26 protein-coding genes are annotated in these 24,652 nt (G+C 32.3%); 1 reads left to right on the plus strand and 25 read right to left on the minus strand.

From position 1 onward, the window contains the following. Positions 1-95: 95 nt before the first annotated feature. The 11 genes from HMPREF2706_RS03815 to HMPREF2706_RS03865 form a co-directional block, all read right to left on the minus strand. A complete protein-coding gene (locus HMPREF2706_RS03815; protein ID WP_049427584.1) occupies positions 96-512 on the minus strand; it encodes a Fur family transcriptional regulator in 417 nt (138 codons plus the stop codon). Beyond that, positions 499-1,362, minus strand: coding sequence for a metal ABC transporter permease (locus tag HMPREF2706_RS03820; protein ID WP_002453342.1), 864 nt, complete (start codon positions 1,360-1,362; stop codon positions 499-501). Before HMPREF2706_RS03820 ends, HMPREF2706_RS03815 begins: the two co-directional genes overlap by 14 nt. A gap of 30 nt (positions 1,363-1,392) precedes the next feature. Continuing rightward, entirely contained in the window at positions 1,393-2,196 is an 804-nt protein-coding gene (locus HMPREF2706_RS03825) for a metal ABC transporter ATP-binding protein (RefSeq protein ID WP_087671590.1), read from the minus strand. 137 nt (positions 2,197-2,333) lie between these two features. Beyond that, complete coding sequence (locus HMPREF2706_RS03830) at positions 2,334-3,224, minus strand: deoxyribonuclease IV (protein ID WP_002433664.1); 891 nt, start codon at positions 3,222-3,224, stop codon at positions 2,334-2,336. A 9-nt stretch (positions 3,225-3,233) separates the two neighbouring features. After that, positions 3,234-4,577: a DEAD/DEAH box helicase gene (locus HMPREF2706_RS03835; protein ID WP_070862201.1), complete on the minus strand. Its 1,344-nt coding sequence runs from the start codon at positions 4,575-4,577 to the stop codon at positions 3,234-3,236. Positions 4,578-4,612: 35 nt separating this feature from the next. Then, positions 4,613-5,713 carry a Nif3-like dinuclear metal center hexameric protein gene (locus HMPREF2706_RS03840; RefSeq protein WP_037549250.1) on the minus strand — a complete coding sequence of 367 codons (1,101 nt, stop codon included), beginning with the start codon at positions 5,711-5,713 and terminating at the stop codon, positions 4,613-4,615. After that, entirely contained in the window at positions 5,700-6,392 is a 693-nt protein-coding gene (locus tag HMPREF2706_RS03845) for a tRNA (adenine(22)-N(1))-methyltransferase (RefSeq protein ID WP_049427570.1), read from the minus strand. Before HMPREF2706_RS03845 ends, HMPREF2706_RS03840 begins: the two co-directional genes overlap by 14 nt. 155 nt (positions 6,393-6,547) lie before the next feature. Continuing rightward, positions 6,548-7,654, minus strand: coding sequence for an RNA polymerase sigma factor RpoD (gene rpoD / locus HMPREF2706_RS03850; RefSeq protein WP_002436727.1), 1,107 nt, complete (start codon positions 7,652-7,654; stop codon positions 6,548-6,550). A gap of 290 nt (positions 7,655-7,944) precedes the next feature. Then, positions 7,945-9,729, minus strand: a complete 1,785-nt coding sequence (dnaG, locus tag HMPREF2706_RS03855; RefSeq protein WP_049427568.1) for a DNA primase — start codon at positions 9,727-9,729, stop codon at positions 7,945-7,947. 60 nt (positions 9,730-9,789) lie between these two features. Beyond that, positions 9,790-10,608 (minus strand): pyruvate, water dikinase regulatory protein, encoded by an 819-nt coding sequence (locus HMPREF2706_RS03860; RefSeq protein WP_002453349.1) that lies wholly within the window; start codon positions 10,606-10,608, stop codon positions 9,790-9,792. An 11-nt stretch (positions 10,609-10,619) separates the two neighbouring features. Then, positions 10,620-11,243: a transcriptional regulator CcpN gene (locus HMPREF2706_RS03865; protein ID WP_072093086.1), complete on the minus strand. Its 624-nt coding sequence runs from the start codon at positions 11,241-11,243 to the stop codon at positions 10,620-10,622. Positions 11,244-11,594: 351 nt separating this feature from the next. Here HMPREF2706_RS03865 and HMPREF2706_RS03870 point away from each other — a divergent pair, with 351 nt between their 5' ends. Continuing rightward, positions 11,595-12,986, plus strand: coding sequence for a glycine--tRNA ligase (locus HMPREF2706_RS03870; RefSeq protein ID WP_002436742.1), 1,392 nt, complete (start codon positions 11,595-11,597; stop codon positions 12,984-12,986). Positions 12,987-13,094: 108 nt separating this feature from the next. Here HMPREF2706_RS03870 and recO read toward each other — a convergent pair whose 3' ends face one another. The 14 genes from recO to dnaJ all read right to left on the minus strand — a co-directional run bounded on the left by recO (position 13,095) and on the right by dnaJ (position 24,510). Continuing rightward, positions 13,095-13,850 (minus strand): DNA repair protein RecO, encoded by a 756-nt coding sequence (recO, locus tag HMPREF2706_RS03875; RefSeq protein WP_165764336.1) that lies wholly within the window; start codon positions 13,848-13,850, stop codon positions 13,095-13,097. 31 nt (positions 13,851-13,881) lie between these two features. After that, entirely contained in the window at positions 13,882-14,784 is a 903-nt protein-coding gene (era, locus tag HMPREF2706_RS03880; protein ID WP_002436750.1) for a GTPase Era, read from the minus strand. Next, positions 14,784-15,188 (minus strand): cytidine deaminase, encoded by a 405-nt coding sequence (cdd, locus tag HMPREF2706_RS03885; protein WP_002436745.1) that lies wholly within the window; start codon positions 15,186-15,188, stop codon positions 14,784-14,786. Before cdd ends, era begins: the two co-directional genes overlap by 1 nt. Next, the gene (locus tag HMPREF2706_RS03890; protein WP_002453353.1) at positions 15,189-15,545 is read right to left on the minus strand and encodes a diacylglycerol kinase family protein; all 357 of its coding nucleotides are present in this window, start codon (positions 15,543-15,545) and stop codon (positions 15,189-15,191) included. It lies immediately after the preceding gene. Positions 15,546-15,547: 2 nt separating this feature from the next. Further along, positions 15,548-16,018, minus strand: coding sequence for an rRNA maturation RNase YbeY (ybeY, locus tag HMPREF2706_RS03895; protein ID WP_002436567.1), 471 nt, complete (start codon positions 16,016-16,018; stop codon positions 15,548-15,550). Next, entirely contained in the window at positions 16,019-16,966 is a 948-nt protein-coding gene (locus tag HMPREF2706_RS03900; RefSeq protein WP_023350187.1) for a PhoH family protein, read from the minus strand. It abuts the gene before it with no gap. Between the two features lie 320 nt (positions 16,967-17,286). Beyond that, positions 17,287-17,994: a hypothetical protein gene (locus HMPREF2706_RS03905; RefSeq protein WP_049427563.1), complete on the minus strand. Its 708-nt coding sequence runs from the start codon at positions 17,992-17,994 to the stop codon at positions 17,287-17,289. A 16-nt stretch (positions 17,995-18,010) separates the two neighbouring features. Then, on the minus strand, positions 18,011-19,000 hold the full coding sequence (gene floA, locus HMPREF2706_RS03910) for a flotillin-like protein FloA (RefSeq protein ID WP_002436747.1): 990 nt from the start codon (positions 18,998-19,000) through the stop codon (positions 18,011-18,013). Between the two features lie 17 nt (positions 19,001-19,017). Then, the gene (locus tag HMPREF2706_RS03915; protein ID WP_016898195.1) at positions 19,018-19,698 is read right to left on the minus strand and encodes an NfeD family protein; all 681 of its coding nucleotides are present in this window, start codon (positions 19,696-19,698) and stop codon (positions 19,018-19,020) included. Positions 19,699-20,022: 324 nt separating this feature from the next. Then, the gene (gene rpsU, locus HMPREF2706_RS03920; protein ID WP_000048060.1) at positions 20,023-20,199 is read right to left on the minus strand and encodes a 30S ribosomal protein S21; all 177 of its coding nucleotides are present in this window, start codon (positions 20,197-20,199) and stop codon (positions 20,023-20,025) included. 126 nt (positions 20,200-20,325) lie between these two features. Then, complete coding sequence (gene mtaB, locus HMPREF2706_RS03925; RefSeq protein ID WP_049427558.1) at positions 20,326-21,672, minus strand: tRNA (N(6)-L-threonylcarbamoyladenosine(37)-C(2))-methylthiotransferase MtaB; 1,347 nt, start codon at positions 21,670-21,672, stop codon at positions 20,326-20,328. Positions 21,673-21,677: 5 nt separating this feature from the next. Then, positions 21,678-22,430, minus strand: a complete 753-nt coding sequence (locus HMPREF2706_RS03930) for a 16S rRNA (uracil(1498)-N(3))-methyltransferase (protein ID WP_049427556.1) — start codon at positions 22,428-22,430, stop codon at positions 21,678-21,680. Between the two features lies 1 nt (position 22,431). Then, positions 22,432-23,370, minus strand: a complete 939-nt coding sequence (prmA, locus tag HMPREF2706_RS03935; protein ID WP_023350183.1) for a 50S ribosomal protein L11 methyltransferase — start codon at positions 23,368-23,370, stop codon at positions 22,432-22,434. A 3-nt stretch (positions 23,371-23,373) separates the two neighbouring features. Beyond that, a complete protein-coding gene (gene dnaJ / locus HMPREF2706_RS03940) occupies positions 23,374-24,510 on the minus strand; it encodes a molecular chaperone DnaJ (protein WP_002436548.1) in 1,137 nt (378 codons plus the stop codon). Positions 24,511-24,652 lie beyond the last annotated feature (142 nt).

The raw sequence follows: 24,652 nt of genomic DNA on the forward strand, positions 1-24,652 counted from the left end.
ACCATTGGCCTATGTTTTAACAATCAAGTTTTTGAAAATAAAAAAGCAACCCCTCTAAGGTTGCTGTGATATTTAAATCATAATTCATTCTATATTTAAGCATTTTTTTGACATGATTCACATACACCATACACTTCTAATTTGTGGGTATGAATTGTCACATTAGGTAAATATTGCTTTATTTGTTCAATTGGACAAAAGTCTATAACTTTAGTATCTCCACAATTTTCACAAATAAAATGATGATGGTGGTGGTTTGTGCAAGCTATTCTAAACTTCATTTCACCTTCTAACTCAGTACTCTCTATAATACCCAAATCTTTAAAAAGATGAAGATTACGGTATACAGTATCAAAAGATATACCTGGATAATCTTTATCCATTTTTTGTTGAATGTGCTTAGCGTTAAGATACTTATCCTCTTCAACGAATATATCTAACATGTCTTTACGTTTATCTGTATATTTTAATCCATTATCTTTTAAAATTTTAATAGCATCATTTGTATTCATTTGAAATTGCTCCCTTTTTAAACTTAACTTTTAACTTTTGGTAAGCCATCGTGATTATAAGCATGATTACTAATAATACTACAATAACACCACCAGGTGAAATGTTCATATAAAATGCAAGTACTAATCCCATTATTACGGATAACTCACCTAGCGCAACACTTAGTGCTATGAGCTGTTTAAAACCTTTAGTTATTCTCATTGAGATTGCTATAGGCAAAGTAATCAATGCACTAACTAGCAGAATTCCTACAACTCTCATTGAAGCAGAGATAACCATTGCAACAATAATAATAAATAAGAATTGTATCCATTTTGGAATACCAATGACTTTACTATATTCTTCATCGAAAGATAAGATAAATAATTCTTTATAAAATAATATTATAAAAAATACAACTATAATTGCGATTATGATAATGGTATTTAAATCACTTAAATTAACAGCGCTAATTGATCCAAAAAGTAATCCGACAATTTCTTGATTAAATCCATCTGCTAATGAAATAAAGATGGCACTCAGTGCGATGCCGGCACTCATAATAATAGGTATTGCTATTTCTTGATAATTTGAAAAAGATGTTCTTAGCTTTTCAATTAAAAGTGCACCTATAACAGCAAAAAGTATTCCAAACCACATGGGATTAACAAATGAAAGTGTAGGTAATATTGTAAGTAAAAACATACCAAAGGATATACCGCCTAAAGTGACATGGCTTAAAGCGTCAGCAATAAGAGATAGTCTTCTAACAACAATAAAAGCGCCAATTAAAGGTGCGATAAAGCCAATTAAAATACCGCTAATAAGAGAATATCTCATAAAATCAAAATTTAATAACGCATCAATCACAAGTTACACTCCTCAATAAATATTATATTTTTATCCAGTTTCAATATTTTCATTACAACAATCACGATTGTGTTGATGATCAACAAATTGTATTGGATGACCATATATTTTTGAAATTTCAACTTCATCTAAAGATTTAAAATCTTCAGTTGTACCATGGAAATGAAGATGTTTGTTTAAGCAAGCAACTTCAGTAGCAGTATCAGCTACAACTCCGATATCATGCGTTACTAAAATAATAGTAATACCCTCTTTTTTTAGCGTATCTAATGTAGCATAAAACTCACTAACATGTTTGGCATCAATGCCATTTGTCGGTTCGTCTAAAACTAATACACTTGGATTAGATATTAATGCTCTAGCAATTAAAACACGCTGTTGTTGGCCACCTGATAACTCTGCAATGTTTTTGTTAATTAAATGTGCAATATTTAATTTTTTTAGCACTTGTTCAACTTTCTTATTATCTTCTTTATTAAATCTTTGAAACAGTCTTTTAGTCTTTGTTAGTCCGCTCAGAACAACCTCTTTCACACTTGCTGGGAACCCCGCATTAAAAGCTGTTGCTTTTTGAGAAACATAACTAATTTTTAATGAAGTTTTATTTCCTTTATACATTTTTCCTTCAACAAAAATCTCGCCTTTTTGTAAAGGTAATAGTCCAAGTATCACTTTTAATAAGGTGGATTTTCCCGCTCCATTAGGACCAACGATGGCTAGAAACTCACCTTTGTTGATTTTAATATTAATATTTTCAAGTACATGTTTATTATCAAAATAGTAATTTATATTTCGTAATTCGAAAACTGGCGTTGTCATGTTTTCACCTCGCATAATACTATACAACTTCGTGAAAGTTATGTAAATAGTAATGTTTACGACTAAATAAAAGAAACGAGACAAAAATCATTCCAATTAATAGATGATTTTGTCTCGCCCTATTTATTTTTACCTAAAAGGTAAAAAACGATTTATTGATTTAAAATTTTATTCTTAAGATCTGAATCAAATTTTTGTGCCTTTAACATTTCAATTTCGAATTTATACGGTGGTTTTTTATTTTTCTTATCCTCACCTACATATGGTGTTTCTAAAATTTTAGGTATATCTTTAAATGCGTCATGGTGGACAACATAATTTAGCGCATCGAATCCAATATGACCAAATCCTATATTTTCATGACGGTCTTTATGTGCACCGATTTCATTTTTACTATCATTCACATGTACAACTTTAATACGGTCTACACCAATAACTTTATCAAATTCATTTAACACACCATCGAAGTCTTCTTTGACATTATAACCAGCGTCATGGGTATGACATGTGTCAAAACAAATTGATAAACGATCATTATGTGTAACGCCATCAATAATTTGAGCGATTTCCTCGAACGAACGGCCTACTTCTGAACCCTTACCAGCCATCGTTTCAAGGGCAATTCGTACATCATTGTCATGAGTTAATACTTCATTAAGTCCTTCAATAATCTTTTTAATACCTACGTCGGCACCAGCTCCAACATGAGAACCAGGATGAAGAACAATATCTTTCGCGCCGATTGCTTGCGTGCGTTCAATTTCGTTTTGTAAAAAATCGACACCTAAGTTGAATACTTCAGGTTTAGTCGTATTTGCGATGTTGATAATATAGGGTGCATGAACAATGATATTAGATAAACCATATTCTTTCATGGCCTCATGTCCTTTTTCTATATTTAAATCTTCGATGCTTTTTCTTCTCGTATTCTGTGGAGCTCCTGTGTATATCATAAACGTAGATTCTCCAAATTTATGGGCTTCTTCTGCAGAGCCTTGTAACATCTTCTTACCACTCATTGAAACATGAGAACCTAATAGCATGTCATTCACCTATCCTTTATTGTTTTTACGTTTTTGTTTATTTTGTCTCTTACTATAAATCTTTCTTTCTTGGCGTTTCATTTTTTCTACTTCTTGCTTAAACTTTTTCTTATATCCTGGTTTAACTTTTCTTTTCGATTTACTTCGAACTTTATGCTTAACTTCATTTGTTAAGTGATCATCTTTTCGTTGTCTAGTGCGTCTTGTATCGTGTGCTTTAATCGGTTTAAGTTCTCCATTTTTAATGTCCACATTTTCAAAGTGATAGCCTTTATCTTCGATTAATGAAATATTGTGCTCTTCATCAGGGCTATAAAGAGTAATTGCTACTCCTTTATAATTACCCCTTCCTGTACGACCTACACGATGTGTAAAGAAATCAATATCATTAGGTACGTCGAAATTTATGACGTGACTTACCCCTTCAATATCGATACCTCTCGAAGCGAGATCACTTGCAATAACGTATTGGAAGTCTAAGTTTCTAATACGTTTCATTTGTTGTTTACGTTCTCTAGGTGTCAAACCACCGTGAATCATACCTACTTTGATACCTTCTTTATTTAGAGAATCTGCAAGTTCGTTTGCATTTTCTCTACTATTACAGAAAATAATACAAAGATATGGATTCAAAATATCTATTAGATTTAGCGTTTTATCTACTTTAGCAGTCCCTTTTGTAGGTATTAAATAAAATTCAATGTTCTTTTTATTTTGAGACTTATGATCAACCTCAACGAATTCAGGTTGGCTTAAATATTTATTTAAAAATGGTTGCAATGATTTAGGAATCGTTGCACTAAATACAGCAATGTGCGCTTCATCATTTAATCTAGCTGCTATATAATCTACATCCTCAATTAATCCTAAATCAATCATTAAGTCAGCCTCATCAACAATTAAATTGCTGGCAAGGTGTGCATGAAGATGTCCGCCTTGAGCAAGGTCATTAATACGTGTAGGTGTACCAATAATTAATTGAGGTTGTCTATTACAGCGTTGTTTGTCTTTTTCAATATCTGTACCACCTATAAACAATTTAACGTTCACTTCTTGTTTAAATTTGCAAAGGTGACTCGCTGCTTGGAATAATTGTTGAGCAAGCTCTCGTGTTGGTGCAACTACAATGGCTTGGGGTTCTTGAAGACCAACATCAATCATTTGTATTAAAGGTAATAAGAAAGAATGCGTCTTTCCTGTACCAGTTTGTGATTGACCTATTAAGTTAGTGCCTTTTAATATTCTTGGGATAATTCTATTTTGTATTTCTGTAGGTTTTTCAAAATTAAGATCTTGAACCGCTTTAATTAAACTTTCGTCTAAATTAAAATGCTCAAATGGATGTTTTGCCATGTTATGGCCTCCTTTAAAGTCTAATAAGCAATTTGTTATTTATAAGTAAAAGGATCAGTATCAATATTTGAGGCTTCGATAGGGAACATATCTTTATACTCAAATAACCAATCTTCTAGTAACAATTTTAACCCTTGCTTCATTACATATTCGCTATAGTGATTGATATCAAGTAGATTGACTCCTTGTATTTTAGCGTCTAATGCATCGTGATGTTTGATATCTCCAGTAACAAATACATCTGCACCATTACTGTGAGCTTCATACTCGAAACCTATACCTGAACCACCGATCATTGCAACTTTATTAATCACCGCGTCAGAATTACCAGTATATCTTAAACTATTAATATTTAATTTCTCTTTAGCGTAACTAGAAAACTCATCTAAAGTCATAGTATGAGGAAGTTCACCTATAATACCTAATCCAAATTCGCTTTGTTTTTGTAGTTTAATAAAATCATATACAGGTGTTTCATAAGGATGATAGTTTATAATTGCTTGTTCTGTAATTTGCTTTTCATTTTCAGAAATCATAAATTCAAGTTTAATCTCATCTACATATTCTATACTATCAAGTTGACCAAGGTAAGGGTTAGCTTCTCCAACAGGTTTGAACTGTCCCTTTCCAGCACTTTCAAAGAAACAATATTCGTAATTCCCTTCTTTAGCTAAGCCGAGTTGGTTTAATTGGTCTTTAAAGTTTTCAACATTTTCTTTAGGAATAAAAGTTTGAACCTTATAATATGTCGTGTAACGTTGGTTAATCTGGTTAACGTTATTTAAATCAAGTGTATCTGCCAACATTTTATTGACGCCACTAGGATTTACATCTAAATTTGTATGCATTGCGATAAGATTAATATCATTTTGAATCAATTTGCGTATAATTTTGCCATAACCAGTTTGAACAATATTTTTTATACCTTTAAAGATGAGTGGATGATGTGCAATGATTGTATTGATATTTTTATCTATCGCTTGATTGACAACCTCTTCAGTACAATCTAAAGCGGTTAATATACCATTTACTTGTTGATTCTCATCACCGATTAATAATCCGACATTATCCCATGATTCTGCAGTGGAAAATGGGACATGATAATCTAAAATGGACATGAGTTTACTCAATTTCATTATCTAACACCTCTTGTATGAGATTTATTTCACTGTCAATTTCTTTTAGTCTCTCATGATGCGTTGATGAATTCAATTGTGACTTAATGTGATAAAGTGCTTCAAGTTCTCTATTCCATTTCTTGTAGAAATGTTCATTTTTTTCCTCTAATAAATACGGGCCAAATTTTTCTTCTTTTGTAGAAAGTGGCATTATAGATTGGTTAAATTCAGCAACTACAATTTCATAAATATGCCCTTTTTCTTCAAGGATAACCTCGTTTATAACTTCATAATTCAGTGAAGTTAATACATTTCTTAAAACTTGTGTTTGGATGTTGCTCTGTAAAATAAGTCTTGAGTGATGTGCTAATTTTTCTTGACCTTCTTTTAAAATTTTAGCAATGAGAGGTCCTCCCATGCCACAAATCGTTATATTATCAATTTCATCATCATGATTGATAACTGCTAAACCGTCTCCTAAGCGAACTTCAATCGAATCACCTAAGTTATTTTCAGCTACATTATTTAGCGCAGCTTTGTACGGTCCTTTGATGACTTCTCCAGCAATTGCACTGTTACATATCTTATTTTGGATGGCATAAATAGGTAGATATGCGTGGTCCGAACCAATATCAGCTAGCGTTCCTTCTTTTAAAAATGAACACACACGCAATAATCTTTGGTTTAAATTAATCATTTTTAAACTCCTCATATGTATTAAAAAAGAGCGGGATTGAATTCAGTATATTAAAAGTTGAATTCATTATCCCACCCTCTCAAGTGTGATGATTCAATTGGGCGAGGTAAAATTAATATGCATTAATTCATAGCTACTTCCCCAACATTATTATTTTAATCCATGAAATCTTTAAGTCTCTTACTACGACTAGGATGTCTTAATTTTCTTAAAGCTTTAGCTTCGATTTGACGTATACGTTCACGTGTTACGCCAAATACTTTACCTACTTCTTCAAGTGTTCTTGTACGTCCATCATCTAAACCAAATCTTAAACGTAATACATTTTCTTCTCTATCAGTTAATGTGTCAAGAACATCTTCAAGTTGTTCTTTTAACAATTCGTAAGCTGCATGGTCTGATGGGCTTTGAGCTTCTTGGTCTTCAATGAAGTCACCTAAATGACTGTCATCTTCTTCACCAATTGGCGTTTCAAGAGATACAGGCTCTTGAGCAATTTTCAAGATTTCACGTACTTTTTCAGGTGGTAAATCCATTTCTTCACCAATTTCTTCTGGTGCAGGATCTCGGCCTAAGTCTTGTAAAAGTTGGCGTTGAACACGTATTAATTTATTAATTGTTTCAACCATATGCACAGGAATACGGATAGTACGTGCTTGGTCAGCAATAGCTCTAGTGATTGCTTGTCTAATCCACCAAGTCGCATATGTTGAAAATTTAAACCCTTTACTAAAGTCAAATTTTTCTACAGCTTTAATCAAGCCCATGTTACCCTCTTGAATTAAATCAAGGAATAACATACCTCTTCCTACATATCTTTTAGCAATACTAACAACAAGACGTAAGTTGGCTTCAGCTAGACGAGATTTTGCTACTTCATCGCCTTGTTCAATTTTTTTAGCTAACTCTATTTCTTCTTGAGCGCTTAATAAGTTAACTCTACCAATCTCTTTAAGATACATACGAACTGGGTCGTTAATTTTGACACCAGGAGGGGCACTTAAATCATTTGGATTTAATTTCTCATCTGTATCTGAACTATCTTTTTCATTAACAAGCGTTATATCATTATCATTTAGTTGATCGAAGAAATCATCCATCTGGTCAGAATCCATTTCGAAATTCTGAAGCTTCTCAGCAATTTCTTCATGACTTAAATGACCTTCTTTTTTACCCTTGTCAATTAATTGTTTTTTAACATCTTCTAATGTTAAAGTCGGATCAATTGTTTGCTTTTTAATTTTCACTTGGTTATCAGACATGAAAAGGCCTCCCGATTTTGATAAATACTGATAATCTCTCAATAACTATATATTATATCAATTAAATATGATTTGTATATTGTAAATTTTAAATTTATCACTTTCAATTAAGTCATTTAAACACTTTCAATAATGTGTAGTTATATTATTATTTTAATCTAAGTTTACTATTAAAGTTGTGACAATAATTTTCTACCCGTTCAACCTCTCTAGTAACCATTAGTTCAAATCTAATCATTAATTGTAAAAGTCTGAACTACTAAATTTTAATTAATAGATTTAGCTTAAAATTACATTCTATTTTTGTTTTTATCGACAATAAGTTGTAAGTAATACTTTTGTAATTCAACATCTCCAATGCGCGATGCTTCCCTTAGTTTATGATTTAATGATTCAATTGACTCATCATCATTATTATTAATAATTAGTATGTAGTCCTCTATTTCATTCTCGTAAGGTTCATCATTGAGGGTATATTGTTCAAGTTCAATAAATGCCTCTCTAAGCTCATTGGAATCAATGTATTGCATAACATCACTGATACTATAATTATCATGTTCTGAAAAATAGTCATGCAAAATATTAAATATACTCTTAAAATATTTATTTGTAAAGTCTTCATCACTAATTTTTTGATAATAATTTATAAAGGTATCCTTATCTTTCATAAAATGCTTCAATAGAGCTCTTTCAGCTTTTTCATGTTTAGTTAAATTATTAAACAATTGTGAACCAGATTGCGGAGAATATCCATATTCTGCTGGTGCCACTTGTGGCATATTTTTAGAACCAACTTCATGATAGATCATTTCTGGGCTCATATTGAATATATTAGCAACATCTTGTATTAACTTATTACGTAAAATTGTTGATTGAACTTGAGCGATGTCATGAGTTGCTTCTCTAAAATGTCTTTCATAAGCTAAATCATTATTATTAATTTCATCTTGATGTGACTCCACTTTAAACAGCACAAATGCCTTTTTATCCTTAGCAACAAAGTTTAAAAAAGCCTCATTTCCATATTTGCCAATGTATTCATCAGGATCCATACCGGATGGTAATTGAATCGCATATACATTTAGACCTTGTTGTAATAAAGCTTGACCCGTTTTTAAAGTAGCCTCTCTACCAGCGTAATCTCCATCAAACATTAATGTAATGTTATTTGTTAATTTTTTTAGAAACGTCATATGTTCTTGGGACAACTGTGTACCCATACTCGCTACAACCTGTTTTAAACCAGCGTAATCTGATTTAATAACATCCATAAATCCTTCTAATAATACAATTTCGTCGTTTTGGCGGATCGATTTACGTGCTTTATCTAAATTATATAAGAGTCTACGTTTTTGAAAGATGGGTGTTTCAGGGCTATTCAAATATTTAGGTTCTTGGTTCGTATATGTTCTTCCAGAATATCCAACTATTCTACCTTGAGCATTCTTCAAAGGAAACATGATTCGGTTTCTAAATCTATCATAGTAACTAAAATTTTCTTCATTTCGAGACAATAGACCCGCTTCGTAAGCTAATTCTATGTCATATCCTTTCTTCTCTAGAAAATCATGACAAAAATGAGAGCTATCTGGCGCATATCCAATTTGTCTCTGCTTGATGAGTTCGTCAGTAAAACCACGCTGACGCAAGTAGTTTAAAGCCTCTTCACCCTCAACAGTTTTCATCAAGGCATAATGATAGTAATCTTGAATTAACTCATGCATTTCTATCATTTTTAAATCGTCTGAGGCCATTTGAGATTGTTGATTATATTGAGTTTGCCCCACATCAACTTTAATATCTACACGTTCGCCAAGTTCTTTAACAGCTTCTACGAAAGGTATATCTTTAATCTCCTGTGTAAATTGAAAGACATTGCCACCCTTTTTACAACCAAAACAGTGACAAATTTGTTTATCTTCAGATACTGTGAACGAAGGTGTCTTTTCATCATGAAAAGGACACAAGCCGATATAATTGCGTCCTCTTTTTTCTAATTTTACATATTCGCTTACTAAATCTAATATATCTGTTTTATCTTTAATTTCATTAATGACCGATTGATCTATACGCAAATGGAATCACCTATCAAATATTAGTCGTATAATTATATCTTTTTTCTACGGAAAATGAAATCATTTCGATTTACTTTCTTCAATTAAATGTATGATGTCATTCGCTGTTTCTTCAATAGCTTTGTCAGTAACATCTATGACCGGACAACCTACTTTATTAACTAATTCATCAAAATAATTCAATTCTTCTTGAATACGTGCCTCTGTGGCATACCTAGCCTTATCTCCTAAACCTAATTGTTTTAATCTTTCCTTACGTATGCGATTTAGTTTCTCTTCACTTATTTTTAAAGCAATACATTTAGAGGTATCAATATCAAATAATGCATCAGGCGGAGTTACTTCAGGAACTATAGGTATATTCATCACTTTATAACTTTTATGTGCTAAATACTGAGATAATGGCGTTTTAGAAGTTCTAGAAATACCTAACAGAACGATGTCGGCTTTTGGTAATCCTTTTGGATCTTTTCCGTCATCATACTTCACAGCAAATTCAATTGCATCAATTTTTTTAAAATACGCATCGTCTAGCCTGTGAACTATTCCTGGTTCATAATATGGTGTTTCATCAATTGAATCCGATAATAAATCCATTAGAGGTCCCATAATATCGACAGATTTTAATGAAAATTCTTCGACTTTTGCAAGCATATATTTTTTAATTTCTGGTTTAACCAAAGTGTATACAATAATTGCATTGGTATCTCTAGCAACTTGAATAACTTCATCTACATGTTCAAATGATTCAATATATGGATATCGAAGAAATTCATGTTTACATTGTTTAGGGTTAAATTGAGATACTCCTGCTCTTGCAACTAACTCTGCAGTTTCACCAATTGAATCTGAGGCTACAATTATCTTTATAATGTCCATGTATTTACCACCTATTCTTTGAATAATGATACGAATAATTTAGTTATAGTTGTTTTAGAGATTCGACCAATTACCTCGTATTTTTTATTGTCTTTCTTCCTTACAATTGGTAGTGAGTCAATCTCGTTATCTATCATTTGATTGGCAGCGTATATTACAAGTTCTTCCTCTTCTAAATATGTCACATGTGGCATTCTAGTCATATTTACACTGATAGGCATTGTATGTATATCCTCACCAATCATAGATGCTCTTAATAAATCTTTTCTAGAACATACGCCTACAAAGTCATTGTCATTATTAGTGATAAATAATGTCCCTGCATCTTCTAAAAATATAGTACATATTGCATCATAAACTGACATTTCTTCCTTAATGACAACTGGTTGAGACATATAATCTTTAACCACATATTGTCTCAATTGTTCATTAATAATTTTATTTTTCGATTTACCTGAATAGTAATAACCTACTCTAGGTCTCGCTTCTATAAAACCAGACATAGTAAGTATAGCTAAGTCCGGTCTTAACGTAGCTCTTGTTAAATTTAATTTTTCAGCGATATGCTCACCTGTGATCGGTCCTTTGGATTTGACAATCTCAATTATTAGTTCCTGTCTTTTACTAAGTTCTATAGGTCTTCACCCCTCTTGAATACTTTCTATTATAACTTTTATTATAAATTGCTACAAATACATATAAATACTTGCTATTAAAAATTCTTTCAATTAGAATAAAGTTAAAGCGAGTTAAGGATGGTGCGAGCTTAACAACTTATATTGGCGAATGACTTATTAATGAAATAAAAGCGAGTGTCTGCACTAATTTGGGTGGAACCGCGGGTTAAAAATTGTAAGTAACCATATTGTATTATAACAATACATATGATTAAAAATACTTTTTAAAACTCGTCCCAAGATAATAATACATTACTAATATGTATATATTGTCTTGGGGCGTTTTTTATGTCTAAGGAGAGTTAATTTATGGCAAAAGATATGGAAACAATTGTTCAATTAGCAAAACATAGAGGGTTCGTCTTCCCTGGTAGTGACATTTACGGTGGTTTATCAAATACATGGGATTACGGACCATTAGGCGTTGAACTTAAAAATAATATTAAAAAAGCTTGGTGGCAAAAGTTCATCACACAATCTCCATATAATGTGGGTATCGATGCAGCTATTTTAATGAATCCAAAAACTTGGGAAGCTTCAGGTCACTTAGGCAACTTTAATGACCCTATGATCGATAATAAAGATAGTAAAATTCGTTATCGTGCGGATAAATTAATTGAAGATTACATGCAAAAAGAAAAAGGTGATGAAAACTTCATCGCTGATGGATTAAGCTTTGATGAAATGAAACAAATTATTGATGATGAAGGTATTGTATGTCCTGTAAGTGGCACTGCAAATTGGACTGATATTCGTCAATTTAATTTAATGTTTAAAACTTTCCAAGGTGTAACTGAAGATTCCACTAACGAATTGTTCTTACGTCCTGAAACAGCTCAAGGTATTTTCGTTAACTATAAAAATGTACAACGTTCAATGCGTAAAAAATTACCGTTCGGTATTGGTCAAATCGGTAAATCTTTCCGTAACGAGATTACACCTGGTAACTTCATTTTCAGAACTAGAGAATTTGAACAAATGGAGTTAGAATTCTTCTGCAAACCTGGTGAAGAAATTGAATGGCAAAACTTCTGGAAAACATTTGCAAGTCAATGGTTAAAAGATTTAAATATTAATGAAGAAAATATGCGTTTAAGAGACCATGATGCAGATGAGTTATCTCACTACTCTAACGCTACAACTGATATTGAATACAAATTCCCATTTGGTTGGGGCGAATTATGGGGTATCGCAAGCCGTACAGACTTCGATTTACAAAAGCATAGCGAACACTCTGGTGAAGACTTTAAATATCACGATCCAGAAACAAATGAAAAATATGTTCCGTATTGTATCGAACCTTCATTAGGTGCTGATCGTGTAACGTTAGCATTCTTATGTGACGCATATGAAGAAGAAGGTGTTGAAGGAAGTAAAGATGCACGTACTGTAATGCATTTCCACCCTGCCTTAGCACCATATAAAGCTGCGGTATTACCTTTAAGTAAAAAATTATCAAGCGAAGCGATTAAAATCTTTGAACAATTAAGTCAAAGCTTCTCTATTGATTTCGACGAATCACAATCAATTGGTAAACGTTACCGTAGACAAGACGAAATCGGTACACCATATTGTATTACATTCGACTTTGATTCATTAGAAGATAATCAAGTAACTGTACGTGACAGAGATTCAATGGAACAAGTACGTATGCCAATTTCAGAATTAGAAACATTCTTAGCAGAGAAAGTTAAATTTTAATAACTTATTACCTAATAATACTCTTACTTTGACACAATAAGTGTTTAGGTAAGAGTATTTTTATTACATAAAAAATCCACACTATTCCGTTTATCGAAATAAAACGGTTTAGTGTGGATCACTTTCTAATCTTTTAAGTTGATTAATTAATTTTTGACTCTTAAAAAACATACCAGCATATTCTCTATAGAGCATGATAATAAGTTCTGACATCTCATCTAAGATTTCTTTATGAATACTCAGTGAATTCATTTTATTGATAGGTAGTTTTTGTAGTATATCTAATAGATAAAGCGAGCGATTTGTTAATTTGAAAGCGTGTGGATCCTGATATAATACTTCTTCAGAGATTGCTCCATCGAATTTGAAACTATAACCTACTAATTTAGATTGATCTTCATTTCCAGTAATCACACAATGATTAAATGAAGCTGCAAATCCAAATTTAGACATACACTTCAATAATACTACGATAGACATGAGTTGTGCTGATGTGCCCTCTGTTATTTTAGTAAGTACAAAATAGAGTAAGTCATAATTGTACTTCGAAACTTCATTTTCTTCCATAGATCTTTCAATAGTCTCTGTGCATAACGATGCATAACTACTTTCAAATAAATCAAGCTGTAATTCATAATGTTGATCAATCACATCTACAGAATTGAGTGTTCCCATACCACGCCATTTATTATAAATAAATAAGCCATACACAAACATTTGTGTATGAGCTTGTAATCCAGATTTAACTTTTTTCGCACGTCGAGCCATTAAAGGTATTTTAGCGCCATATTCATTTAAAATTGTGATGATTTTATCAGATTCACCATAATCTACTGATTTGATTATGATGCCTTTTTGTTTCATTAACATGACTCATTCACCGACTCTCTATCAATCAATCTTGGTCTTCTACATAACCAATTTGTCGTATAAAGTTTACTTTATTTCTCCAATCACGTTGTACCTTTACCCAGAGTTCTAAGTAAACTTTAGATCCTAATAGCATCTCTATATCATGACGTGCACGTTTACCTACCTCTTTAAGTTTTTTACCACCTTTACCGATGACTATACCCTTTTGAGAATCACGCTCAACGTAAATCGTTGCTTCAACTCTAACTCTGTCTTCATCTTCTTTAATCATTCTATCAACATTAACGCCTATTGCGTGAGGTATCTCTTCACTTGTTAAATGTAATATCTTTTCACGGATAATTTCGCTAACAACAAATTGTTCTGGGTGATCAGAAATTTGGTCGTCAGGATAGTATTTCGGACCTACAGGTAAATAAGATTTCAACACATCTATAAAGTGATCTACATTCAATCCCTCAAGTGCTGAAATTGGTATAATTTCTGTGAAGTCCATATATTCTTTATATTTTTCAATTCTAGGCATCAAAGCATCCGGATGCACAAGGTCAATCTTATTTAATACCAAAAAGATAGGCGTTTTAACATTTTTAAGCATTTCCATGATATATTCATCGCCACGACCAATATCTTCGTTTACGTTAACCATAAACATAATTGCATCTATTTCTGATAGTGTATTCTTGGCAACTCTCATCATATAATCACCAAGTTTATGTTTAGGTTTGTGAATACCTGGCGTATCAATGAAGATGATTTGTGCATCGTCTCTTGTCATGACGCCTTGAATTTTATTACGTGTTGTCTGTGCTTTATCTGACATAATCGCAATTTTATGCCCTATTACTCTATTTACAAATGTAGATTTACCAACATTAGGTCGACCAATGATGGATACAAATCCTGATTTATGTTCTTCTGTCATTAATTTAAATCCTTTCCTGAAAATCCTAATGGTAATAATTCGTTTACAGTAGACTTAATCATTTCACCTTTATGATTAGTCATATACACAGGCATATCATCATCGCAAAGTTCTTTAAGTACTTGTCTACAAGCCCCGCATGGTGAGGAGGGTTTATCCGAATCAACAGTAACGGTTATCGATTCAAAATCCCCTGGTTTATATCCTTCTGAGATTGCTGCAACAAGACTTGAACGTTCAGCACAAATTGCCATGGAATATGCAGCATTTTCTACATTTGCTCCATGAAAAGTACGTCCGTCCTTAGTTCTTAAATAGGCACCAACTTTGAAGCGACTATATGGAGCATAAGCTTTACTTTGTGCCTCCCTAACTTCCTTAAAGTAATGCGATTGATAACTCATTTATTTTCCTCCCAAAAATAAACTTAAAATATGTGGTACAAAAACTATTAATCCAATACATAATGCTAAAACAGACACAATTACAACACTAAAAGCAGCGATATCTTTAGCGTGTTTAGCATATTCATGATAATCGGTTGTTACCAAATCAACCACAAATTCAATTGATGTATTGATAGCTTCTAGACTCAATACTAAAGCTATTGAGAATAATATAAACATCCACTCAGATCGATTGATATGAAAAATAAACCCCATAATAATAGCGATAATTCCTGCTAATATGTGAAGTAAGAAATTTTGGTCTTTTTTCAAAATGGCTGTGAAGCCATCATAAGCGTATTTAAAACGTCTCATTATTATGATTCTCTTGTTAAACCGTATGCATTAAGAATTGCATCTTGTCGACCAAACATTTCTTTTTCATCTTCATCTGTCATATGATCATATCCCAATAAATGTAAAAAACCATGTAAAGCTAAGAAACCTAATTCACGTTCAAAAGAATGTCCGTAATTTTCAGCTTGTTCATGTGCTACATCTGTACATATAATAATATCGCCTAAAACTCGAGGTATATCAAGTTCATTCATATCGATTTCTGGCTCGTCTTCTTCTAAAGCGAATGAGATGACGTCAGTGACTTTATCTTTATCTCTATACATTTTATTGATATTTTGAATTTCATCTTTATCTACAAATGTTACTGAAAGTTCAGCCTCACTATCAATATGTTCTTGTTTTTTAGCAAAGGTAAGTAATGAATCTATTTGTTCATACCATTCATTCTTTACTAAATCGGTATGGTCACTAAAGTCAATTGTAAACATTTACTCAACTCCTTCATAACGATCTATAATTTTACTTACAAGTGGATGTCTTACAACGTCACTTTGATCTAATTTCATAATACTAATTCCATTGACTCCATATAATTTTTTAATTGCTTCTTTTAAGCCACTTTTTACGCCTTTTGGTAGGTCAATTTGAGTTTGGTCACCTGTAACTACCATTTTTGAACCAAAACCTAAACGAGTTAGGAACATTTTCATTTGTGCGTGCGTTGTATTTTGAGCTTCATCTAAAATAACAAACGCATCATCTAATGTTCTACCTCTCATATAAGCAAGTGGCGCAATCTCAATAATACCCCTCTCGATGAATCTTTCAGTTTGCTCTCTACCTAAAACTGTATTTAAGCCATCATATAGAGGACGTAAATATGGATCTACTTTTTCTTTTAGGTCACCTGGTAAGAAACCTAAAGATTCTCCTGCTTCAACGGCTGGCCTAGTCAATACGATACGTTTAACTGAACCTTTACGTAATTGTTTAGCTGCATATACAACTGCTAAAAAAGTTTTACCTGTACCAGCAGGACCTATTCCAAATACTAAGTCATTTCTCTTCATAGCATTGATATACATACGTTGTCCCATTGTTTTAGCACGAATCGTTTTACCAAATGCATCTTTAGTAATCTCTTCATCATACAAATCAAGTAAATGTTGAATTGTATCATTGTCTGCCATTTTAATAGCAGCCTCTACGTCTTTAAGTGTAATTGTATTACCTAATTCTATAACTTTAAGTAAATTGGTGAGAACTAATTCTGCTTTTTCAACATGCTCTAATTTTTCGCCTTTAACAGCTATTTCTTGACCTCTAGCATGTATCACGACATCAAAATTATCTTCAATAGTTTTTAAATGCTCATCATTATTTCCCATTAAAGCTTGTGATTGATTAATGTCGTCAATTTGAATTATTCCTGGCATAAACGCGCTCCTTTACAAGTTACAATAATAAGTTTTATTAGCTAAAAATTTTAGACTAATTTGTTATTTTTAATAAAAACAATATCCAAACACATTATATCATTCTTATTCATCTTAATGATGTGATTATGCTTTGCTTCAAAATTATTGAACAAATACTACTGAATATATATTATTTCTTACTAAAATTTTACTAAACTCATACTAATTAGACAAACTAAAAAGAGAGTAAAACAGTATTCAATATTTAAGCATGAATACATAGTTTTACCCTCTAACGTTAATACAATAGCTAATTCTTTAATTTTTAATTAAGAAATTTAAAGTTGCTTTGGCTTACTTAAAACTTCTGACCAAATCAAACCATTTATTACTTCATCTTTATCAAATTGAAAAGCAGAATGAGACATATTACGTTCAATGTTTTGAGAATTAAGTAATTGTTTTAAGCGATAACGTTTAGTTCTCTCTGATAAATACTTATCCTCAATAATGTCTCTTGCTTTTTTCTCAATCAATTCGAGTTGTTTTTCTTTTTCTCTATCAATTTCGTTGCGAACATTTTTTAAATCCTGAGTCAAATTGGACTCGAGTTCTTTTCTTAATTTTTCTGCACTTTCATCTCGTGAAGTTGAAGTAACAGGTTGAGGTCTAGGATTATCCTGGTTATATGGTGTTGGGTCAGGTTTAGGATGATTTTTGACTTCCGATTGTTTATGCGTTTCTTTAGACGATTTATTTTCTGTTTGAGAGTTAGCATCTTCATCTTCAAGGTTTTTACTTAAAGGTGGAAGCGTCTCTTCAAATTCTCTTCGTTGCTTTTTCTCGGGTTCATCATTTAATTCATCGTTAATTTCTTTAAATGTTTTTTCTAATTCTTCAAAGAAACCACCTTTTTTGGGTTGATTATCACTTTGCGTATTTTGAGGTGGCTTTTGATTTTGTCTGCTTTCATGACTTTTATCACGTAGCGCGCTAATACCGGTTACAATAACAGATATTATAAATATGATAATACCGATATTCATTTAATCACCTCATTATTTATTGTTCTGGTGATTCGTCATCATTCTGATCAGTACGTTTGTTAATAGCATTTCTCATGCCAGTATCTGCTTCAATATTTTTAAGATTATAATAATCCTTAACTCCAATATTACCTGATCTAAGAGCTTCAGCCATTGCTAATGGTACTTCTGATTCAGCTTCAACTACTTTCGCTCTCATTTCTTGTACTCGAGCTTTCATTTCCTGTTCAGAAGCTACTGCCATAGCACGGCGCTCTTCAGCTTTCGCTTGAGCAATATTCTTATCTGCAAGAGCTTGCTCAGTTTGTAAATCAGCACCGATATTTTTGCTAATATCTACATCTGCAATATCAATAGATAAAATTTCAAAAGCAGTACCTGAATCTAAACCTTTACTTAACACAGTTTTAGAAATATTGTCTGGATTTTCTAGAACCTCAGTGTGATGCTCACTTGAACCAATTGTAGAAACAATACCTTCGCCTACACGGGCAATAATTGTTTCCTCTCCAGCACCACCGACTAATCTTGCTATATTTGCGCGAACGGTAATACGAGCTTTTGCTTTAACTTCAATACCGTTCATCGCTACACCAGCAATAAATGGTGTTTCAATAACTTTAGGGTTAACTGACATTTGAACTGCTTCGAGTACATCACGACCTGCTAAATCAATTGCCGCTCCTCGTTCAAATGGTAAATCAATATCTGCACGTTGTGCTGCGATATTTGCATCAACAACTCTATCAACATTACCACCAGCTAGGTAGTGTGACTCCAATTGATTTGTTGTTAATTTTAAACCTGCTTTATGTGCTTTAATTAAAGGTGCAATGACCTTTCTTGGTGAAACTCTTCTTAAACGCATACCTACAAGGGTACCAATACCTACGTGAACGCCTGCTGCTATAGCAGAAATCCATAATCCTATAGGTACAAAAGAAAATAGTATGAGTAAAGCTACTACAATAATTACAGCAATGATTATAAAACCAATACCAAACATTAAATCGCTCCTTAATTTTATTCTATTTCTCTCACAACTACACGCGTACCTTCAACCTCAAGAATTTTTACTTGTCTATTTCTTAAAATAAATGTGCCGTCTGAAACTGCATCTATTCTTTCATCGTCACAAGTAATAATCCCAGCAGGTCTAAGGTCAGTGATTGTTTGAGCAGTTTTACCTACAAGGTGAGAGCGGTCGTCATGTGAACGATAACCAGCCTCTGAATTTGTTGAATCTTTTAAGATCACTTTATCAAGAAATGGTATTTTCTTGTTGAAAATTTTCACTAATATCACCCATTCAATTATTGATAAAATTAACGCAACTATTACATTACCGAGCATGAGTATAATATTATTTCCTAGCATGATGATACTGAGAGTTATGAGTAGCATACCAATAATACCTATCACGGCACCAATGATAAACAGTTCTATAATAACTAGTATGACACCAATAGTAAACAATAATACTGATAAAACATTTACATCTCCATTGATAAGGAATCCTAAAAATAAAAGTAATAATGCTAGTGAAGCAATAATTCCAATCAAGTTAATGCGTTTTGAATATAATTGATACAAAAAGCCTAGGAAGATTATACACGTAAGAATTAGTGAAATAAAAGGTTGCGTAATAAAACTTGATAGATTATCAGCCCAACTATTTTCACTAGTGAATCTTGTAAAAAGCAACGTATGTATTAGATAGGAGTAATTCACTATTTCACCTCGCCCTCACATTAATTATACATGAAAACGCACTCATTATATAGTATTTTACTAATATATAAATTGGTAATTTGTAGCTTAACAATTTAATTTTATTAATTTTAATAATATTTGTTTATTTATCTGAAAAATGAAAAAGATTTAATTAATTGAGCAATACGTTTAAATAATTTTACGAGAATAATTAAAGTAGTTAGCATAGTATAAAAAAATACCCTAGTTCTAATAACTAGGGTATCTATTATATATAATTAACATTCGTGTTGAGGGAGTCAACAGAGCTATTAATTATTTGAATTTACGTTTACGTGCAGCTTCTGATTTCTTTTTACGTTTAACGCTTGGTTTTTCGTAAAATTCACGTTTACGTACTTCTTGAATTGTTCCACTTTTTGATACTGAACGTTTAAATCTACGTAAAGCATCTTCTAGTGATTCGTTTTTACGTACTACTGTTTTAGACATCTGTATTTCCCTCCCTCCAAATATCAACGGAACTTTATAGTCATCACATAGTAAAAACTATGCAACTATTAGTATAATATAACTCAAATAGGTGGTCAATTAGTAAAATTTACATTTTTTAAATATTTAGACAAGTACTTCTTCTTCAGATTTATTCGTAGCATGCTCAACTACTCTAATGGCTTTACCATCATTTAGAGGATAGTCAGCTTTAAGAATTTTTACTTTAACAATTTGTCCAATTAGTGATTCATCACCTTCAAATTGAACTTTCATATAGTTATCTGCATAACCTACCAATGTATTCGGTTCTTCGCCTTTTTCTTCAGGTATTACTTCAAGCACTTCATTTTCAAATTTAGAGGCATACTCTTTAGCAAGTTGGTCACTTAAAGCAATCAATTTATGCACACGTTCATTCTTAACAGATTCATCGATTTGATCGTCCATTCGAGCTGCTGGTGTACCGATTCTTGGTGAATATGGGAACACATGTAATTCAGAGAATTGATGTTTGACAATAAAATCGTATGTTTCTTGAAATTCTTCTTCAGTTTCTCCAGGGAATCCTACTATTACATCACTTGTTACAGCTAAGTCAGGCAATGCTTTGTGTAATTCTGTTAATCTCTCAGAGAAATGTTCCATAGTATATTTACGTCTCATACGTTTTAAAACTGAATCTGAACCAGATTGTAACGGAACATGTAAATGTCTTACTACTTTGTTTGAATTGCCAATAACCTCTATTACTTCATCAGTTAATTGACTCGCTTCGATAGATGAGATTCGTATACGCTCTAAGCCTTCAATTTCATCTAAATCTCTTAACAATTGCGCTAGATTATAATTTTTTAAATCTTGACCATAACCACCAGTATGAATACCAGTTAAAACAATCTCTTTATAGCCAGAGTTTACTAATTGTGAAGCTTGTTCTACAACTTTCTCAGGATCACGTGATCTCATCAAGCCGCGTGCCCAAGGTATAATACAAAACGTACAAAAATTGTTGCATCCTTCTTGGATTTTTAAAGAGGCTCTAGTTCTATCGGTAAAGTAAGGAACTTCTAACTCCTCATATGTACGATTCTTCATTATATTACCAACACCGTTAATTGGTTGTCTCTCTTCTTGGAATTGATCAATATAGTCTAATAATTTATGACGGTCTTGAGTACCGACAACTACATCCACGCCAGGAATTTCCATAATTTCAGCTGAAGATGTTTGAGCATAACAACCTGTAACACATACAACTGCTTCAGGATTTTGTCTGATCGCACGTCTAATAATTTGTCTACTTTTTTTATCTCCAGTATTCGTAACAGTACAAGTATTAATAACAAATACATCTGCATTTGTTTCAAAATCTACTCTATCGTAATCTGCTTCTTTAAATAATTGCCATATTGCTTCAGTTTCATAGTGATTGACTTTACAACCTAATGTATGAAATGCAACTGTTGACATCGTCTTCACCCCAATAATTCTTTTTCAAAACTCACTGCACTTAAAGCATATAGAGGTGCAGTTTCTGCCCGTAAAATACGTGGACCTAAGCCTACTAAAGTACTATTTTCACTGAATAAAGACACTTCTTTATCAGATAAACCGCCTTCAGGTCCAAATATCATTAAAACACGATCTTGTGTTTTAAATTGCTTTATAATTTGTTTAAAATGACTTAAATCACCATGTTTAGCCTGTTCTTCATATGCTATAAGAACATAGTCATAATGACTTATAATATCATAAATTTCCTGTAAATTCGACTTAAAATAAATATTAGGAATTGTTAAACGATAACTTTGTTCTGCAGCTTCTTTAATAATTTTTTGCCATCTTTCTAACTTTTTAGCAACTTTAGATTCATTCAATTTAACTACTGAACGGTCCATACCTACTGCAATAAATTCATTAGCGCCCATTTCAGTTGCTTTTTGAATCATCCATTCATACTTATCAGCCTTAATCAATCCGCTACAAATAGTGATATGTTGAGGTAATTCTGTATCAATGTTTTGTTTATCTTTTAACTCTAGTTCAACATAATTATCGTTTAAAGCTTTTATTTGACACTTGTACACTGTTTGATCTAGAAATGTAACGATAACTGAATCACCTTCACTAAAACGCATGACATTTTTTATATGATGAATATCTTCTTTATTTTCAATAAAAAAGCGCTGAAGTTTATCAGCGCTTTGATTAATAAAATATCTTTGCAAATTAATCACTCACTTTCTGACCAACGATGCAGACCCAACCGTTGTCATGTTCTACAGAAATGATATTAAAACCAACACGCTTCATATGAGATTCTATCTCTTCATATTTTTCTTCTATAATACCTGAAGTAATAAAATATCCTTCTTCAAATAATGTATTATAAGCATCTTCTATCATTTCTTCAATAATGTGAGCAAGAATATTTGCAATAACGATATTATATTTCTCTTTTTCTTCTTTTAATAAATTACCGGGAACAGCTTCAATTGCGTCTTCACAACGATTCTTTTTGAAGTTCTCCTTAGCAACATTTACTGCCATTTCATCAATGTCTAATGCTTTAATTCTTTTAACACCAACGAGATGACTAGCAATACTTAATATACCTGAACCTGTTCCAACATCAATAATAGAATCAGTTGGTTGAACATATTCTTCAATAGCTTTTAAACACATACTAGTAGTTGGGTGGTCACCTGTACCGAAAGCCATACCAGGATCGAGTTCAATACATAACTCATCACTGTTTTCTTTTGTGTAAGTTTCCCAACTTGGAACTATGGTAAATCTATTAGAAGCTTTAAAGGGATGAAAATAATTTTTCCATTCATTCGCCCAATCCTTCTCCGCAATTTCCTTTTCTGAAAATGTAAGTACTTCTTTATCTAAATTTGATACATTTAAAATATTATTCTTAATACTCTTTCTGAGTTCATCATTGAATGTAAGTTCATTAAAATAAGCTTTTAAACGAACACCACTACTAGGATAATCCTCAGGATTTAATTCATAAATCTCACCAAATTTATCTGATGGTGGTGTTTCTAAGTCTCTTGAATCTTCAATGACTACACCATTAGAACCATGATCTTCAAGTATATCAGTTACTTCAAATTCAACATCGTGATTAACTACAATTGAGAGTTCCGTCCAATTCATTCTCTATTCTCCTTTGAAGAATCTTTTTGCTCTATCTTTAAAATTAGAAGGTTGTTCACTCACGTCTTCGCCATTAATTTCAGCAAATTCTTTCATAATTTCTTTTTGTCTATCGTTCATTTTAGTTGGAGTAACTACTTTAATATTAACGAATAAATCTCCATAACCATAACCGTGAACGTTCTTAATACCTTTATCTTTAAGACGGAATTGCTTTCCTGTTTGTGTACCTGCAGGTATTGTTAGCACTACATTACTATTTAAAGTTGGTATTTTGATTTCATCGCCTAAGGCAGCTTGAGGGAAGCTCACATTTAAATTGTAGTAAATGTCATCTCCATCACGTTCAAATGTATCGGAAGGTTGAACTCTAAACACTACATATAAATCACCGTGAGGACCACCGTTTACACCTGGTGAACCTTCACCAGCTAAACGAATTTGTTGTTCAGTATCTACACCTTCTGGAACTGTAACTTCTAATTTAACAGTTTTATTTTCAGTTCCTTTACCGTGACAAGTAGGACATGGCTCTTCAAATTCTTGACCACTACCTTCACATTTAGGACAAACTTGTTCAGTTCTGACTCTACCTAAAATAGTATTTTGTTCGACGGAAACATGACCAGCTCCATTACAATAGCTACAAGTTTTTTTACTTGTTCCAGGTTTCGCGCCTTCACCATCGCACGTATGACATGTTACATCTTTTCTAATAGAAATTTCTTTTTTAGTACCAAAAACAGCTTCTTCAAAGGTAACAGTCATAGTATATTGTAAATCATCACCTTTACGTGGCGCATTAGGATCACGTTGTCTTGAACCACCACCGAAGAATGAACTGAAAATGTCTTCAAATCCACCTCCGCTAAATCCGCCAAAGTCTCCGCCACCGAAACCTTGACTACCGAATCCTCCTTGTGGGCCTTCATGTCCAAACTGGTCATAATTTGCACGTTTATTATCATCACTTAAAACTTCATAAGCTTCGGAGATTTCTTTGAATTTTTCGTCTGCGCCTTCTTCTTTATTAATGTCTGGATGATATTTTTTTGATAATTTACGATAAGCTTTTTTAATTTCGTCCTTAGAAGCGCTTTTACTTACGCCTAAGACTTCATAATAGTCTCTTTTGGCCACAACTATCTCTCCTTTTATACGTTTAACAAGATTAGTTTATCTGATTAATTCTTACTATCCAAATAAAAAGCCAAAGCCAATGTTCAATTGACTTTGACTTTTTTGGCTTAGTCATAAATTAAACTTATATACTAACTCAACC

The sequence above is a fragment of the Staphylococcus sp. HMSC067F07 genome, from assembly GCF_001837405.1.
GTDB classification, from domain to species: Bacteria; Bacillota; Bacilli; order Staphylococcales; family Staphylococcaceae; genus Staphylococcus; species Staphylococcus capitis.

Bases quoted from the DNA above. Each gene is read 5' to 3' on its own strand.
- HMPREF2706_RS03815 (WP_049427584.1), bottom strand. From the start codon at position 512: ATGAATACAAATGATGCTATTAAAATTTTAAAAGATAATGGATTAAAA.
- HMPREF2706_RS03825 (WP_087671590.1), bottom strand. From the start codon at position 2,196: ATGCGAGGTGAAAACATGACAACGCCAGTTTTCGAATTACGAAATATA.
- HMPREF2706_RS03830 (WP_002433664.1), bottom strand. From the start codon at position 3,224: ATGCTATTAGGTTCTCATGTTTCAATGAGTGGTAAGAAGATGTTACAA.
- HMPREF2706_RS03835 (WP_070862201.1), bottom strand. From the start codon at position 4,577: ATGGCAAAACATCCATTTGAGCATTTTAATTTAGACGAAAGTTTAATT.
- HMPREF2706_RS03840 (WP_037549250.1), bottom strand. From the start codon at position 5,713: ATGAAATTGAGTAAACTCATGTCCATTTTAGATTATCATGTCCCATTT.
- HMPREF2706_RS03845 (WP_049427570.1), bottom strand. From the start codon at position 6,392: ATGATTAATTTAAACCAAAGATTATTGCGTGTGTGTTCATTTTTAAAA.
- rpoD (WP_002436727.1), bottom strand. From the start codon at position 7,654: ATGTCTGATAACCAAGTGAAAATTAAAAAGCAAACAATTGATCCGACT.
- HMPREF2706_RS03860 (WP_002453349.1), bottom strand. From the start codon at position 10,608: ATGGACATTATAAAGATAATTGTAGCCTCAGATTCAATTGGTGAAACT.
- HMPREF2706_RS03870 (WP_002436742.1), top strand. From the start codon at position 11,595: ATGGCAAAAGATATGGAAACAATTGTTCAATTAGCAAAACATAGAGGG.
- recO (WP_165764336.1), bottom strand. From the start codon at position 13,850: ATGAAACAAAAAGGCATCATAATCAAATCAGTAGATTATGGTGAATCT.
- era (WP_002436750.1), bottom strand. From the start codon at position 14,784: ATGACAGAAGAACATAAATCAGGATTTGTATCCATCATTGGTCGACCT.
- cdd (WP_002436745.1), bottom strand. From the start codon at position 15,188: ATGAGTTATCAATCGCATTACTTTAAGGAAGTTAGGGAGGCACAAAGT.
- HMPREF2706_RS03890 (WP_002453353.1), bottom strand. From the start codon at position 15,545: ATGAGACGTTTTAAATACGCTTATGATGGCTTCACAGCCATTTTGAAA.
- ybeY (WP_002436567.1), bottom strand. From the start codon at position 16,018: ATGTTTACAATTGACTTTAGTGACCATACCGATTTAGTAAAGAATGAA.
- HMPREF2706_RS03900 (WP_023350187.1), bottom strand. From the start codon at position 16,966: ATGCCAGGAATAATTCAAATTGACGACATTAATCAATCACAAGCTTTA.
- HMPREF2706_RS03905 (WP_049427563.1), bottom strand. From the start codon at position 17,994: ATGAATATCGGTATTATCATATTTATAATATCTGTTATTGTAACCGGT.
- floA (WP_002436747.1), bottom strand. From the start codon at position 19,000: ATGTTTGGTATTGGTTTTATAATCATTGCTGTAATTATTGTAGTAGCT.
- rpsU (WP_000048060.1), bottom strand. From the start codon at position 20,199: ATGTCTAAAACAGTAGTACGTAAAAACGAATCACTAGAAGATGCTTTA.
- mtaB (WP_049427558.1), bottom strand. From the start codon at position 21,672: ATGTCAACAGTTGCATTTCATACATTAGGTTGTAAAGTCAATCACTAT.
- prmA (WP_023350183.1), bottom strand. From the start codon at position 23,370: ATGAATTGGACGGAACTCTCAATTGTAGTTAATCACGATGTTGAATTT.